The organism is Streptomyces microflavus (assembly GCF_014650075.1).
Lineage (GTDB): Bacteria > Actinomycetota > Actinomycetes > Streptomycetales > Streptomycetaceae > Streptomyces > Streptomyces microflavus.
Genome location: NZ_BMUG01000005.1, coordinates 23,637 through 37,896, shown reverse-complemented (window position 1 = coordinate 37,896; position 14,260 = coordinate 23,637). Strand labels below are relative to the sequence as shown.

General features: G+C 74.0%; 10 protein-coding genes. 8 read left to right on the top strand and 2 right to left on the bottom strand.

All coding sequences use genetic code 11. The features are described 5' to 3' along the window. Window positions 1-14: 14 nt before the first annotated feature. The gene (locus IE264_RS15560; RefSeq protein ID WP_051821690.1) at window positions 15-1,325 is read right to left on the bottom strand and encodes a TerD family protein; all 1,311 of its coding nucleotides are present in this window, start codon (window positions 1,323-1,325) and stop codon (window positions 15-17) included. Between the two features lie 258 nt (window positions 1,326-1,583). Between IE264_RS15560 and IE264_RS15555 the strand changes: the two genes are divergently transcribed. The 4 genes from IE264_RS15555 (at window position 1,584) to IE264_RS15540 (ending at window position 6,362) form a co-directional block, all read left to right on the top strand. Further along, window positions 1,584-2,069 (top strand): DUF6643 family protein, encoded by a 486-nt coding sequence (locus IE264_RS15555; protein WP_015606949.1) that lies wholly within the window; start codon window positions 1,584-1,586, stop codon window positions 2,067-2,069. Between the two features lie 131 nt (window positions 2,070-2,200). Beyond that, window positions 2,201-3,025: an MOSC domain-containing protein gene (locus IE264_RS15550; protein WP_032754059.1), complete on the top strand. Its 825-nt coding sequence runs from the start codon at window positions 2,201-2,203 to the stop codon at window positions 3,023-3,025. A 74-nt stretch (window positions 3,026-3,099) separates the two neighbouring features. Beyond that, complete coding sequence (locus IE264_RS15545; RefSeq protein ID WP_015606951.1) at window positions 3,100-3,675, top strand: Rv1733c family protein; 576 nt, start codon at window positions 3,100-3,102, stop codon at window positions 3,673-3,675. A gap of 248 nt (window positions 3,676-3,923) precedes the next feature. Next, window positions 3,924-6,362, top strand: coding sequence for a right-handed parallel beta-helix repeat-containing protein (locus IE264_RS15540; RefSeq protein WP_032754056.1), 2,439 nt, complete (start codon window positions 3,924-3,926; stop codon window positions 6,360-6,362). Here IE264_RS15540 and IE264_RS15535 read toward each other — a convergent pair. Beyond that, on the bottom strand, window positions 6,332-8,761 hold the full coding sequence (locus tag IE264_RS15535; protein WP_078657346.1) for a hypothetical protein: 2,430 nt from the start codon (window positions 8,759-8,761) through the stop codon (window positions 6,332-6,334). The two genes, IE264_RS15540 and IE264_RS15535, sit on opposite strands and share 31 nt — an antisense overlap. 268 nt (window positions 8,762-9,029) lie before the next feature. Here IE264_RS15535 and IE264_RS15530 point away from each other — a divergent pair, with 268 nt between their 5' ends. The 4 genes from IE264_RS15530 (at window position 9,030) to IE264_RS15515 (ending at window position 14,240) form a co-directional block, all read left to right on the top strand. Then, window positions 9,030-9,875 (top strand): DeoR/GlpR family DNA-binding transcription regulator, encoded by an 846-nt coding sequence (locus tag IE264_RS15530; RefSeq protein WP_015606954.1) that lies wholly within the window; start codon window positions 9,030-9,032, stop codon window positions 9,873-9,875. A gap of 65 nt (window positions 9,876-9,940) precedes the next feature. Next, a complete protein-coding gene (locus IE264_RS15525) occupies window positions 9,941-10,396 on the top strand; it encodes an SRPBCC family protein (protein WP_015606955.1) in 456 nt (151 codons plus the stop codon). A 127-nt stretch (window positions 10,397-10,523) separates the two neighbouring features. Further along, window positions 10,524-12,539: a hypothetical protein gene (locus tag IE264_RS15520; protein ID WP_032754052.1), complete on the top strand. Its 2,016-nt coding sequence runs from the start codon at window positions 10,524-10,526 to the stop codon at window positions 12,537-12,539. A 78-nt stretch (window positions 12,540-12,617) separates the two neighbouring features. Then, a complete protein-coding gene (locus IE264_RS15515) occupies window positions 12,618-14,240 on the top strand; it encodes an SDR family oxidoreductase (RefSeq protein ID WP_032754050.1) in 1,623 nt (540 codons plus the stop codon). Window positions 14,241-14,260: the final 20 nt, after the last annotated feature.

Here is a 14,260-nt window from a genome sequence, read left to right as displayed (position 1 = left end):
GCGGCGGGTGCGGCTCACTTGCGGCCGGGGGTCCAGTTCATGCCCCAGCCGTAGGCGGCGTCGATGGTGCGCTGCGGGCTGACGCCCCGGTCCGGCACGAGGTAGCGGGCCTCGCGCTGCACGGTGAGGTCGCCGCCGTTGTTGGTGATCAGTGCGAGCGCGCAGACCGTTGAGGGCACGGTGCATTCGTCGAGGGAGAAGTCGATCGCGGCGCCGTTCTGCGGCTGGAGGGTGACCGTGGCATGGAGATCGGCGAAACTCCGGGCGCCTTCATAGATGGTGACGAAGATCAGTACGCGGCGGAGCTGGTCCTTGCGGTCGAGGTTGACGGTCATGTTCTCGCCGCTGGAGAGCGATCCTGTGCGGTCGTCGCCGTCGAGATGGATAAAGGGCGGCTGACTCAGAGAACCGAACGCGTTTCCGAGTGCCTGCACAACTCCCTTGCGTCCATCGGTGAGTTCGTACAGCGCGCAGAGATCAAGATCGAGGTCTCCGTGCATCGCGACGGCCCGGCCGAGTTTCGCTCCCCAGCCCTTGAACTGCTTGCGCACTTCCCAGTTGAGATTGACGCGGAGCGAGCCGGAGGTGCCGCCCTGCTTGGCGAGGGAGACGGACGGTGCCGCCTTCGTCAGCGTGATCTTGGTCAGCCGTACCGGCTGCGGGGGTGCCGGGGCGGGCGGCGCGGGAGGCGCCACCGGGGCGGCCGGAGCGACAGGGGCGGGCGGCGTCGGCGGGGCGGGCCGGGCGGCGTGGACGGCCGGGGCGGGGGCGGGAGCGGGAGCCGACTGCGGCTCGTCGACGGAGATGCCGAAGTCCGTCGCCAGGCCCTCCAGCCCGGTGCCGTACCCCTGCCCGACCGCACGGAACTTCCAGGCGCCCTGGCGCAGATACAGCTCGCCGAGGATGAACGCGGTCTCGACCGTGGCGTCGGTGGAGTCGAAGCGGGCCAGCTCGGCGCCGCCGGCCGCGTCGACGATCCGTACGTACAGACCGCTCACCCGGCCGAAAGTGCCGCCGTCCGCCGAGGCCGCGACGACGATGCGGTCGATCGCCGGCTCGACCTTCCCGAAGTCGACGGTGAGGGTGTCGGTGACACCGTCGCCCGCCGTCCGCTTGCCCTCGTGACGGACGGCCCCGGAGGCATGGGCCGACTGGTTGTAGAAGACGAAGTCGGCGTCGCTGCGGACCTTTCCCGACACCAGGAGGAGCGCGGAGCCGTCGACATCGGGGGTGCCGGCGGCGGCCCGCCACCCCAATTCGACGCGCACGGTGCCCGCAGGCACCGGAACGTTGGTTCCTTTTTGCATGATCATGCTCGCCCCCATCACGAGTCCGGCTGCCCGCAGGCTTTTCCGCACAACCTAATCCCCGGCCCCGGCGCGGTGCCCCGCACCCGCGCGGAGACGTCCCGGCGATCTGCCGGTAACACCCCGTGAACTCGGCCTTTACACGATCAGTAGACGTCGGTGCGCCCTTTTTTGCCAAGTTCGCTCGCATTGGGGATCGCGGTTCACTCACATCGCGGAAAACAACCCTCTTATCGGGCTCCCCAACCAGCACATCGTGGGCTTAACTTAGGTGCCATGACCTCCCCTCGCTCCGCCTTCGGCGGCGGCTACTACGCCGCGTCGTTCCCCGACACCCCGATCTACGACTCCCTGGTCGCGGAGCGGGGCACCCCGCAGATCGCACCGATCCGCGTCCCCGCCGCCTACGACACGTCCAGCAGCTATCTGCCGGCCCTGCCGTCGGCGCTGCCGGCCCTCCCCGCGGCCCCCTCGCACCACACCGGCTCCTACGGCTACCCGCAGCAGCAGCCGATGCCGCAGTACCAGCAGGCCCCCGTGCAGCACGCGCCGATGCACCCCGCCGGGCTGCAGAACGCCCCGGCGCCGTACATCCCGCAGCAGCCCTCGGCGGTCCGCGGCTATCCGCAGCAGCCCCAGCCGCAGCGCCCCGCACCCGGCACCGGGTACGAGTCGATGCGCCCGGCCTCGCCGCGGCCCGCACCGGCCCCGTCGCCGTACGAGGACCCGTACAACCGGCCGTACCAGGGCCGGGGGTACTGACCGGGTCCCTCGGAGGCTCCGTACAGCGGCATGAGCCGGGGGTACGGGCCGGGCCGCGGTCACAGACGCGTGCGGCGATCGTGCGAATAAATCGTGCGTACGCGTGCAGGGGTGACTGGCAGGATGGGCACATGGCCTCTCCTGTCCTCCGGTCCGTCCATGTGTATCCGGTCAAATCGCTGGCAGCCCACACATCCGAGGAGGTTGCCGTCGAGCCATGGGGACTCGACGGCGACCGCCGCTGGATGGTGGTCGACAAGGCGTCCAGGGCGATCACTCAACGTCAGCAGCCGTTTCTGGCGCGGATCTCCGCGGTGCTGCTGGCCGGTGGCGGGGTCGCCCTGGACGCACCGGGCCATCCGCCGCTGCGGGTGGACGTGCCGGGGCCGGAGAACATGATCAGCGTGGAGCTGCACCGGGACACCGTCACGGTGGCGGAGGCGGCTGCCGAGGCGCACCTCTGGTTCAGCGAGGTCCTCGGTTCGGAGACCCGGCTCGTCCATCTCGACGATCCGGCGCGCCGCAGGCCCGTCGACCCGGCGTTCGCGCGCCCCGGGGACATGGTCTCCTTCGCCGACGGCTACCCGCTGCTGCTGACCACCACCGCCTCGCTCGACGCCCTCAACGACCTGATCGCGGCGGGCGACCGGCCGCACGAGGGACCGTTGCCGATGGACCGCTTCCGGCCGAACGTCGTGGTCGGCGCCACCGAGGCGTGGGCCGAGGACGGCTGGCGGCGGATCGCCATCGGCGATGTGCCCTTCTCCGTGGTGAAGCCCTGCGGCCGCTGTGTGATCACCACCACCGACCAGCGGACGGCCGAGCGCGGCAGGGAGCCGCTGCTCACCCTGGCCCGCCACCGCCGGACCGGCAATCAGCTGCTCTTCGGCCAGAATCTGATTCCGGACGGGACCGGGGTGATCCGGGCCGGGGACCCCGTCACGATCCTCGACTGAGAACACGAAGACGCGGGGAAGACGGCAGGGAAGACGCAGGAACGCGGGGAATCCGGGGGGAAACGGGGGATGACATGGGAGTCGGAGTCCCGCTGTGGCGCGCCACCGACCGCCGCGAGGCGTGGGTGACGCTCGGCGCGCTGCTGCTCCTGGTGGTGGGGGCACCGGCGGCCGGGTGGGCGGGCGGCGCGCTCGCCGAGGACCGGCTCCAGCGGTCGGTACGGGCCCAGCACGAGGAGCGCCGGGCCACCGTCGCGGTCGTGGTGGAGCGGGTGCCGGGGACGCGGCGGTTCTCCGGTGACCCGGACGCCGGCGCGGAGCGCGTCCCGGTGGTGGCGACCTGGTCGGCCCCGGACGGCACCCCGCGCACCGGGGAGGTCACCACGGCGCCGGGGGCCGGGGAGCCCGGTTCGCCGGTGCGGATCTGGACGGACGGCGCGGGCCTGCCCGTACCGCCGCCGATGTCACCGGGCGCGGCCCGCACGCACGCGGTACTCGGCGGGGTCGGTGCGTTCCTGCTCGCCGCCGGGGCCGTGGAGGCGGGCAGGCGTCTGGCCCTCGCGGGCCTGGTGCGACGGCGGTACGCGCTCCTGGACCAGGAGTGGGCGGCGGCGGGCCCGGACTGGGGCCGGGCCGGAACGGGCAGCTGACAGCGGGCGGACGCGACGGGGGCGGACGCCCCGTACACCGCATCCGGAACGGCGGGGAGTGCCCCTGTCCCCCGCACCCCGGGCGGCGGCGCCCGCCCCGGGACCGGCGACATCACCCCGGCACCCCGAGTCGTCAACTGCCGCCCCTCGCGCGCGCTACGGTGGTCCGACCGCGTCCTCCTCTTCTCGACGGGCGGGCGGACGGACCCGAGGCATCGCACAGCACGAGGTGGGGGCAGAGCAACTCCATGGCACAGGGCACGGTCCAGGTGACGCACACCGGAACATCGCGATGGCGCCGCCGCACGGGCGAGTACGCCTCCCTCTCCGCGGCCCTGGAAGCGGCGGCCGACGGTGACGTCCTCACCGTCGCGCCCGGGACCTACCGGGAGAACCTCGTCCTGCACCGCGCGGTGACCCTGCGCGGCCCCGAGGGCTCGGTCGGCTCCGTGCGGATCGCGCCGGCCGACGGCGTACCGCTGACGGTGCGCGCCTCCGCGATCGTCCAGGATCTCCACATCGAGGGGCAGGACTCCGCCGCCCCGGCCCTGCTGGTGGAGGACGGCACCCCCGAGTTCGCGGACCTGCGGATCGTGACGCGGTCCGCCGCCGGCATCGAGGTACGGGGAGCGGCCCGGCCCACCGTGCGGCGCTGCACCGTCGACAATCCGGCCGGCGTCGGCATCGCCGTACTCGACGGTGCGGGCGGGGTCTTCGAGGAGTGCGAGATCGTCTCGGCCGGCCAGTCCGGCGTCTCGGTCCGCGACGGCGGCCACCCCCGCCTCGACCGCTGCCGGATCCACCACACCTCCGGCGCGGGCATCGCGGTCACCGGCGAGGGCAGCGGTCTTGAGGCGATCGGCTGCGAGGTGTACGAGATCAAGGGCAGCGGCGTCCAGGTCACCGCCCGCGCCACCGCGCACCTCACCGACTGCACGGTGCACCGCACTTCGGGCGACGGGGTCACGCTGGACACCGACGCGGTGCTGACGCTCGCCGACTGCGACATCCACGACATCCCGGAGAACGCGATCGACCTGCGGTCGCGTTCGGTGCTCACGCTGACCCGTTCCACGGTCCGCCGCTTCGGCCGCAACGGACTCTCCGTCTGGGACCCGGGCACCCGCGTGGACGCCAACCAGTGCGAGATCCACGACAGTACGGGCGACTACCCGGCGGTCTGGGTCAGTGACGGGGCGACCGTGATACTGGACGCCTGCCGGGTCCACGACGTGCCGGACGCCCTCTTCGTCCTCGACCGGGGTTCCCGCGCCGACGTGGTGGACAGCGACCTCTCCCAGATCCGCAACACCGCCGTCTCCGTGAGCGACGGCGCCACCGCCCAGCTGGACGACTGCCGGATCCGGGAGGCGTCCACGGGCGCCTGGTTCCGGGACCACGGCAGCGGCGGCACGCTGAACAACTGCACCATCGACGCGGCCCAGACCGGGGTCATCGTCACCAAGGGCGCCGACCCCGTCATCGAGCGGTGCACGGTCACCAACCCCGCCGAGGCCGGGTTCTACGTCTCCGCCGAGGGCCGGGGCACCTTCGACAGCTGCCGGGTGACGGGCAGCGAGGGGTACGGCTTCCACATCATGGAGGGGTGCCGCACCACGCTGACCCGCTGCCGCACCGAGCGGTGCGCGCGGGGCGGTTACGAGTTCCCCGAGGGCGGCACCGGACAGGGTGAGGGGTCCGTGACCAACGGCCCGGCGGTCACGGACTGCACGAGTGACGAGAGCGGTCTGCGTACGGCGCCGGCTCCGGCCCCCGCGGTGCTGACGGCCACCCGGTCGACCCCCGGCCTGCTCACCGCGATGCCCGGCCAGCGGCCCGCGGAACCCGATCCGGTGGCCCCGGCCGCCGAACCGGCCCGGGACTCCTCGGCGGTCCTCGGTGAACTGGACGCGCTGGTGGGCCTGGAGAGCGTCAAGCGCGAGGTGCGGGCGCTCACCGACATGATCGAGGTCGGCCGCCGCCGCCAGGAGGCCGGGCTCAAGGCCGCCTCCGTCCGCCGCCACCTCGTCTTCACCGGCTCCCCCGGTACGGGCAAGACCACGGTCGCCCGGCTGTACGGCGAGATCCTGGCCTCGCTCGGGGTGCTGGAGCGCGGCCACCTGGTCGAGGTCTCCCGGGTGGACCTGGTCGGGGAGCACATCGGCTCGACGGCGATCCGGACCCAGGAGGCGTTCGACCGGGCGCGCGGCGGGGTGCTCTTCGTGGACGAGGCGTACGCCCTCTCCCCCGAGGACTCCGGCCGCGACTTCGGCCGGGAGGCCATCGACACGCTGGTGAAGCTGATGGAGGACCACCGGGACGCGGTGGTGGTGATCGTCGCCGGGTACACCCACGAGATGGAGCGGTTCCTCACCGTCAACCCCGGTGTGGCCTCCCGGTTCTCCCGGACCATCACCTTCCATGACTACCTCCCCGAGGAGCTGCTGCGGATCGTCGAGCAGCAGGCCGAGGAGCACGAGTACAGCCTGGCCGGGGGGACCGGGGAGGCGCTGCTGAAGTACTTCACCGCGCTCCCCAAGGGCCCCGCCTTCGGCAACGGCCGCACCGCCCGGCAGACCTTCGAGTCGATGGTGGAGCGGCACGCGGGCCGGGTCGCCCAGCTCGCCGAGACGAGCACGGACGACCTGACCCTGCTCTACCCGGAGGATCTCCCCGAGCTCTTCTGACCCTTCTGGAGGGTCTCCCCGCCCTCCCCCTGCCGGGGCAGCCGCGGGCCGAGCTCTTCGAGGAGGGCGGCCCGCTCCTTCGCGAAGACCGGGTCGGCCTGGTAGTCGGAGTGGCCGAGGATCGGTTCGGGCAGCGGGAGCGCGGTGGTACGCCCGTACGCCTGCGGGTCCTTCAGCGGCCCCCGGTCGACGCCGGCGTCGGGGCCGACGCGCAGCCGGACGGGCCCGCCGATCGGGTCGGTGGCCCGGTAGAGGTTGCGCCAGCAGTGCACCGAGCGGTGCAGCCCGAGGAGGGGTACGGCCCCGAAGTAGGACGGGAACCAGCGCCCGTACAGCCGCTCGACCGGGGAGCCGTAGGTGAGCAGCCCGACCCGGCGGCGGGCGGCGTCGGGGAGCTGCCACACGGCGGCCGCCGCGAGGACGCTGCCCTGCGAGTGGCCCGAGATGATGAGCCGGCCCCGGGTGGTCGCCGTCCAGGCGGACATCCGCGACGCCAGGTCGGGGACGGCGCGCTCGGCGTAGCAGGGGGGCGCGAAGGGGTGGGCGGCGCGCGGCCAGAAGGTGCCCACGTCCCAGAGGATGCCGATGGTGCGGCGGGCGGAGGCGTCCCGGTAGGCGCGGCGGCCGCCCGCGACGAACAGTACGAAGCCGAATCCGATCAGCCAGGAGCCGGTCGACTGGGCGGCCTCGGCGAGCGATTCGACGGGCGCCGCGGCCCCGTCCGTCGCGAGGCCGGGCACCTGACCGCTGGTCCAGGAGCCCACGACGGCCGCCGTGCCGAGGAGCAGGGTCGCGGCGGAGACCACGCCGACGATCCAGGGGGCCGAGTCGGTGAGGGCGGCCGTGGCGCGGATGCGGGCGATGCGCCGGGTGCGGCCGGGGTCAGGCGGTTCGGGGGCGTACTCCGCCTCGATGTCCGGACCCATGCGGCGGGCCCGGCGCGCGGTGCGGACGACCAGGAAGACGACCGGGACGAGCAGCAGGAGCAGGAGCACCGGGATGACGGAGGCCTGCCAGCTGAGCAGGACGGGCGGGCCCTCGATGACGGAGCCGCGCCCCATGCCCGGGGTGCCGGGGCCGTCCAGCCAGTCGGCGACCCGCTGGGCCACCCCGCCGGTCATCACGCCGCCCAGGGCGCACGCGAGCATGGCGACGGACGGGCCGCCGAGTCCGTACAGCGTGGTGCGGGGTTCGGGGGCGCGCCGGTAGAGGCTGCGGGCGACCAGGGCCATGAGCACGACGAGGAGGCCCTGCCCCAGGGCCAGGAGCCGGAAGGCGGTCTCACCGGCCAGGCTGCCGGTGGAGGTCCACTCCGGGCGGGACCACCCCGCGTGCAGGACGGCGAGGGCGAGCAGGACGAGCGCCGAGCCGGGGAGGTACGTGATGAGGGCACCGTCGACGCGGGTGTCCCGGACGCTCTCGCTGCGGCCCCGGCGGCAGATGACCCAGACCGTCACCCCGGCGCAGAGCACGATGGCTCCTTCGATGACCACACCGAACACCTGCGGGACCGAGCTGTCGGCGATCCGGTCGTGACGGGAGGCGGCGGCGGTGACGGCCGCGGCGACGGTGAGGAAGCCGGCGGCGGTGTGCGCGGCGCGGAGCCGGGAGACCAGCCGGCGGCCGTACCAGAAGCCGGGCCTGCTGAGCGCCGGCGGGACCGGGCGCGCGGACTCCGGATCGTCGGCGGTGTCCGGTGCGCCGGGCCCGTGGACCTCCTCCGTCCCGTCGGGGTCGCACGCGTCGGCGGCCGTGGCGTCCAGGGGGCTCTGGGACTCGTAGGCGCTCCAGGTCCGGTTGGAGAGGTACCACAGGAGCCCCACCAGGGCGGCGGGCACGGTGGCGGCAAGCGCGAGGCGCCGTCCGGGCTGGGACCACCAGCCGCCCTGTTGGCTCGACAGGAAGCCGAGCCAGGAACGGCGTTCCGAGCAGTCGGTGGTGCCCGCGCACTGCCAGGCCACGAGGTCCAGGGCGACCTCGCAGGCGGCCGCGGTGAGCAGCACGGTGAGGCTGAGCGCGATGAGCCGGACCAGCACGCCGTACAGCCGCACCGCGCGGGTGCGGCCGGTGGCGGTGGGGCGCATCCAGTGGGCGAGGTTGACGACCATGAACGGCAGGAGCAGCAGCCACAGGGCGCGGGAGCCGTTGCCGGAGGTGAGCCCGGACCAGCAGTACGCCTCCGCGACGGGCTCGTCCCGGTACCGCTCGGGGTGCTTCTCGCCGTGGGCGTCCTCGGTGCGCCGGTACACGGCGGCGGTCGCATCCCCGGTGACCCGGACGGTACGGGGATCGCCGAGCATCTCCTGCGGGGTGGCGCCTCCGACACCGTGGACCAGCAGTTCCAGCGCCGCCCCGGTGTTCTGCGGGGGTCGCGGCGGGGGCGGGATGGCAGGAGCCAAGGGGGGACTCTCTCTCGGGCGCGCCGGCCGCACGGGCCGGCGGAGACGTGACAGGGGTCGGGCAGCGGGGAATCGGGGAAGGGGCGAGGCGGGGAGCTTTCGGCTCCGGCCTGTGGCCCGGCCCCAGAATCCCGGACCCGGGGAGCGTGCGTGAGCGGTCTCACGGAATCTCCCCAGGTGGTACGCCGGACATACCTGCGTGGCAGGATGAGCCTGATTCGCAGGCCGCTGCGGACCGTACGGCAGAAGGAAGGACCGGGCACCGGCGTTGAGCGAGAATCAGAACCTGCTCGCGGAGCAGCGACGTGCCCTGATCCTCGACGAGGTGCGCAGGCGCGGCGGGGTCCGGGTCAACGAGCTGACCCGCAGGCTGAACGTGTCCGACATGACGATCCGTCGGGACCTGGACGCGCTGGCCCGGCAGGGGGTCATCGAGAAGGTCCACGGCGGTGCCGTCCCCGTGGTCGAGGCGAGCACCCACGAGCCCGGCTTCGAGGTGAAGTCGGCGCTGGAGCTGAGCGCCAAGGAGGACATCGCGCGGACGGCTGCGGCGATGGCCCAGCCCGGCACCGCGATCGCCCTCTCCGGCGGTACGACGACCTATGCGCTCGCCCGGCACCTGCTGGACGTACCGGATCTGACGGTGGTGACCAACTCGGTCCGGGTGGCCGATGTGTTCCACGACGCTCAGCGTCCGGCGCCCGGAAGGGCGGCGCGGCCGGGGACGGCGACGGTGGTGCTGACGGGCGGGGTGCGGACCCCGTCGGACTCGCTGGTGGGTCCCGTCGCGGACCGGGCCATCGACTCCCTCCACTTCGACCTGCTCTTCCTCGGCGTGCACGGGATCTCGGCCGAGGCCGGTCTGTCGACCCCCAACCTCGCGGAGGCGGAGACCAATCGCCGCTTCGTCCGGTCGGCGCGCCGGGTCGTGGTGGTGGCCGACCACACCAAGTGGGGCACGGTGGGGCTGAGTTCCTTCGCCACGCTGGACGAGGTGGACACCTTCGTGACGGACGCGGGGCTGGCTCCCGGGGCGCGCGAGGAGATCGGCGAGCATCTGCCGGGCCTGGTGGTGGCGGGCGAGTCGCCCGGGGACACGGCTCCGGCGGGCTGACCGGGGTGCGGCCGTCCGGATTCCGTCCGGGTCGCGGTGTGCGCGGTACGTCCTAGGATCAAGGGGTGGCCGTCTTCCGGATCGAGCGCTTCTCCCCTCTCCCCGCAGCCGAGGCCTGGCGCCGGGTGACCGACTGGGAACGGCACGCCGCGCATGTCCCGTTGACGGCCGTCTCGGTGGCGGGCGGGGCGCCGACCGGGGTCGGCACGGTGTTCACCGCCCGCACGGGGGTGGGTCCGCTGGCGTTCGACGACCCGATGGAAGTGGTCCGCTGGACGCCGCCCGCCGGTGGCCGGGCCGGGGTCTGCCTGCTGGAGAAGCGGGGGTCCGTGGTGCTGGGCCGGGCCTCGATCGACGTACTGCCGACGCATTCCGGTTCCCATGTGGTGTGGGTGGAGGAGCTGCGGGTGCGGCTGGTGCCCCGGTGGGGTGATCCGCTGCTGGCCTCCGCCGGGCGCCGGCTGTTCGGCGGGGTGCTCGACTCGCTGCTCGCCTCGCCGGGCGGCCGGGGGAACGGCTGAGGACCGGCGCTGCTGAAGATCGGCAACGATCGGGAGGCCGATCCGGTGCGGGTGATGTGACCGTCACACGATTGACTCGTTTGTCGGTATGACACTCCCCGCCACGGCTCCGGAAGGCACCGAATTCATGCCGATCCATCAACCGCAGCAACGGTCCGCCGCACCCGCGACGGGCGCCGGTGAGCCTCTGGGTGTGCAGCAGGCCGAGGCCGCCCTCGTGGAGCACTACCCGCGCCTGGTCCGGCTCGCCTATGTCGTGCTGCCGCCCTCGCTGGGCCGGCACCGCCGGGTCCTGGCCGCTCACGGAACCGTGCAGCGGGCCCTGCCCGGGGCCCGGACGGCCCCGGACCGGATGCGGGTGCCCGCCCAGTCCCGGCGCTCCTCGGAGGCGGCAGAGGAGGCACAGGGCCCGGCGAACGCCCCGTACGCGTGGATGCGGCTGCGGGTGCTGCGGACTGCCCTGGCCCACGAGCGCAGGCCCCGCTGGTGGCCCGGGCGGCTCCCGGCACCCGCCGCGCTGCGTCCGACGCTGCCGGTGGTCTGGGGGCTGCGGCTCTTCCCCCGGGCGGGCGGTGTCGACGAACTGGCCCTGGACCGGGCCCTGTCGACCGTTCCGGGTGCGGTACGGGCCGCGTTCGCCCTGCAGTTGCTGGAGGGGCTTTCGGAGTCCGGGGTGCGGGCGCTGCTGGCCGAGGCGGGGGAGGCCGATCCGGCGGGGGCGGTGCGCCGGGCGGCCCGGCTGGGGAGGCCGGACCGGGCGGGGGCCCAAGTGCTGCTGCAGTCCGGGGAGTTCGACCCGTGTACGGTCCAGACCCGGCCGAGCGATCTGCTGCGGCGTAGGCACCGGGCGCGGGCGGTGGCCCTGGCGGCGGCGCTGTGCGTGGTGGCGGGCACGCTCGCGGTCGCCGCCGAGAGGGGGGTGCGGGGCGTGGCCGACGAGGGTCCGGCGGCCGGTGTGACGGTTCCGGCGCTCGACCCGGCGGCTCTGCTGCGTACGGCGGCGGAGCAGTGGGCGGACACCTCACGCATCGACTTCACCGCCTGGCCCGTACGCGGTGACCGGCGGGGCGACGGCGAGCTGCTGGGGAGGGCGCTGCGGGCCTGGTCCGGGCCGCCTGCGGGCGTACGGGTGTCGACGACCCCGGGCACGGCCGACGTACCGCCCGCGCAGCCGCCGCGACTGCTGTTCGCGGGCGAGGTGGACGGGGCGGCCGTGGTGCTGTTCCACGACGGCGGGGTCCGGGTGGTGCGGTACGCGGAGCCGCTGTCGGGCGGTGGCGGGGCGGCGCTGGACTTCGCCCGGACCGACGACGCGGACGTGACGACGGGGGCGGCCGTGGTGGTGAGCCGTACGGGCGAGAAGGCTCGGTTCCTGCTCGCCCCCTGGATCTCCGAGACCACCACCCGCGACCTGCTCGCGCCGAATACACCCGGCCGGCCGCTGGAGGTGGGCCCGGACGGGGTCACCGCCCCGGTGGGGCGCCCGGCGGCGGGCGGCGCCTGCGATTCCTGGCCGGTGCTCCAGCTGCGCTCCTCCGAGCGGATCGTGGAGAACCACGCGTTCCTGGTGACCGACCTGGGTGACCTTGCCCCGGCGCACCTGACGTACACCCCGAAGCCGGGCCGTGGCGCACCGGCCCGGCAGCCGCGCGAGGCGACGGGCACGGAGGCGCTGCTCGCCTGGGCGCGTACGGCGTGTTCGCTGCGGGCGTTGTCGGGCTCGGGGGTGCGGGCGGTGAACAACTGGGCCTTCGCCGAGCAGAGGCTCCCCGAGGGCGAGGCATCGGCCGAGTGGCTCTGCACCCGCGCCGACACCTGGCGCGGCCCCGGCCGGGTGCTGGTGCAGTTCCTCCAGCCCGCCGACTCCCCCACCGCCCCGGCGGCCGTGGTCGCCGACCGGAACGACACCGCCCTGTGCAGCCGGTTCGGGCAGCACATCCTGGCGGGCACGCACTGGAAGTCCGCGTCCGGCCGGTGGTACGTCCTGGCGGCGGGCAGCCGGGCCGTCGACCGGATCGAGGCCACCGGGCAGGTGCGGGGCGCGGCGGGCGGCCCGACCCTCGCGGTTCGGGCGCCGCGCGACGCCTCCGTACAGCTGACGGCCAGGCTGCGCGAGGGCGGGACGCTGGCGGCGGTGCGCTGAGCCGCAGGCAGCGCGCGCTCCGCCGTACGGAGTCCTCGCACCCGACGCCGTACGCCATCGGGTGCAAGACTCGGACAGGTGACGGATCTTCCTGAAGAACCCGACGTACGCGACTCCTCCGACGCCTCTTCCGACTCCTCCTCCCACGGCTCTTCCCATGGCTCTTCCGGCGAGGCGGAGCTGCGCTGCCTGGTCACCGGTGCCACCGGCTACATCGGCGGCCGACTGGTGCCCGCCCTGCTGGAGGCCGGTCACCAGGTCCGAGCGCTGGCCCGGACGCCGCAGAAGCTGCGCGACTACCCCTGGGCGGACCGGGTCGAGGTGGTGCGCGGCGATGTCACCGACGCCGACTCCCTGACGGAGGCGATGCGGGACATCGACGTGGCGTACTACCTGGTCCACGCGCTCGGCTCCGGCTCGGACTTCGAGGAGACCGACCGCAGGGCCGCCCGGAACTTCGGCGAGAAGGCGCGCGCGGCCGGGGTGCGGCGGATCGTCTACCTGGGCGGGCTGACCCCGGCCGGGGTGGCGGAGAAGGAGCTGTCGCCGCATCTGCGTTCACGCGCCGAGGTGGGGCGGATCCTGCTGGATTCCGGGGTGCCGACGGTGGTGCTGCGGGCGGCGATCGTGATCGGTTCGGGGTCCGCCTCGTTCGAGATGCTGCGCTATCTGACGGAGCGGCTGCCGGTGATGGTCACCCCGAGCTGGGTCTCCACCCGGATCCAGCCCATCGCCGTACGGGATGTGATCCGGTATCTGGTGGGGAGCGCGATCCTGCCGTCCGAGGTGAACCGGACCTTCGACATCGGGGGCCCGGACATCATGACGTACCGGGACATGATGCAGGGCTACGCCCGGGTGGCGGGGCTGCCGCGCCGGGTGATCGTGCCGGTCCCGGTGCTCACCCCGACGCTCTCCAGCCACTGGATCGGGCTGGTCACCCCGGTCCCCCGGTCCATCGCCCGGCCGCTCGCGGAGTCGCTGCGCCACGAGGTGGTCTGCCGGGAGCACGACATCGTCCGGTACGTCCCCGATCCGCCGCAGGGGCCGATCGGCTTCGACCAGGCCCTGAGCCTCGCCCTCCAGCGGATCAAGGACGCGCAGGTGGTGACCCGCTGGACGTCCGCCTCGCTGCCCGGTGCGCCGAGCGACCCGCTGCCCACCGACCCGGACTGGTCGGGCGGCAGCCTCTACCGGGACGAACGGGAGCTGGCCGTGCCGGTGGACCGGGCGGACCTGTGGCGGGTGATCGAGGGCATCGGCGGTGAGAACGGCTGGTACTCCTTCCCGCTCGCCTGGGCGGTGCGCGGCTGGATCGACCGGATCGTCGGCGGGGTGGGGCTGCGGCGCGGCCGGCGGGACGCCCACCGGCTGCGGGTGGGCGACTCGCTGGACTTCTGGCGGGTGGAGGAGATCGTGCCGGGCGAGCTGCTGCGGCTGCGGGCGGAGATGCGGCTGCCGGGCGCGGCCTGGCTGGAACTGTCGGTCGGCACCGACGACCAGGGGCGCACGCTCTACCGCCAGCGCGCCCTGTACCACCCGCAGGGGCTGCTCGGCCATGCGTACTGGTGGAGCGTGTCGCCCTTCCACGCGGTGGTGTTCGGCGGGATGGCCCGCAACATCGCGGAGGCCGCCAGGACCGCCGCCCGGGCTCGGCAGGAGGGCCGGGAGCCGGCGGCCGGCAGTGGTACAGACAACTGACGCCCCGGCCGCTATGGTGT

Bases quoted from the DNA above. Each gene is read 5' to 3' on its own strand.
- IE264_RS15560 (WP_051821690.1), bottom strand. From the start codon at position 1,325: ATGGGGGCGAGCATGATCATGCAAAAAGGAACCAACGTTCCGGTGCCT.
- IE264_RS15555 (WP_015606949.1), top strand. From the start codon at position 1,584: ATGACCTCCCCTCGCTCCGCCTTCGGCGGCGGCTACTACGCCGCGTCG.
- IE264_RS15550 (WP_032754059.1), top strand. From the start codon at position 2,201: ATGGCCTCTCCTGTCCTCCGGTCCGTCCATGTGTATCCGGTCAAATCG.
- IE264_RS15545 (WP_015606951.1), top strand. From the start codon at position 3,100: ATGGGAGTCGGAGTCCCGCTGTGGCGCGCCACCGACCGCCGCGAGGCG.
- IE264_RS15540 (WP_032754056.1), top strand. From the start codon at position 3,924: ATGGCACAGGGCACGGTCCAGGTGACGCACACCGGAACATCGCGATGG.
- IE264_RS15520 (WP_032754052.1), top strand. From the start codon at position 10,524: ATGCCGATCCATCAACCGCAGCAACGGTCCGCCGCACCCGCGACGGGC.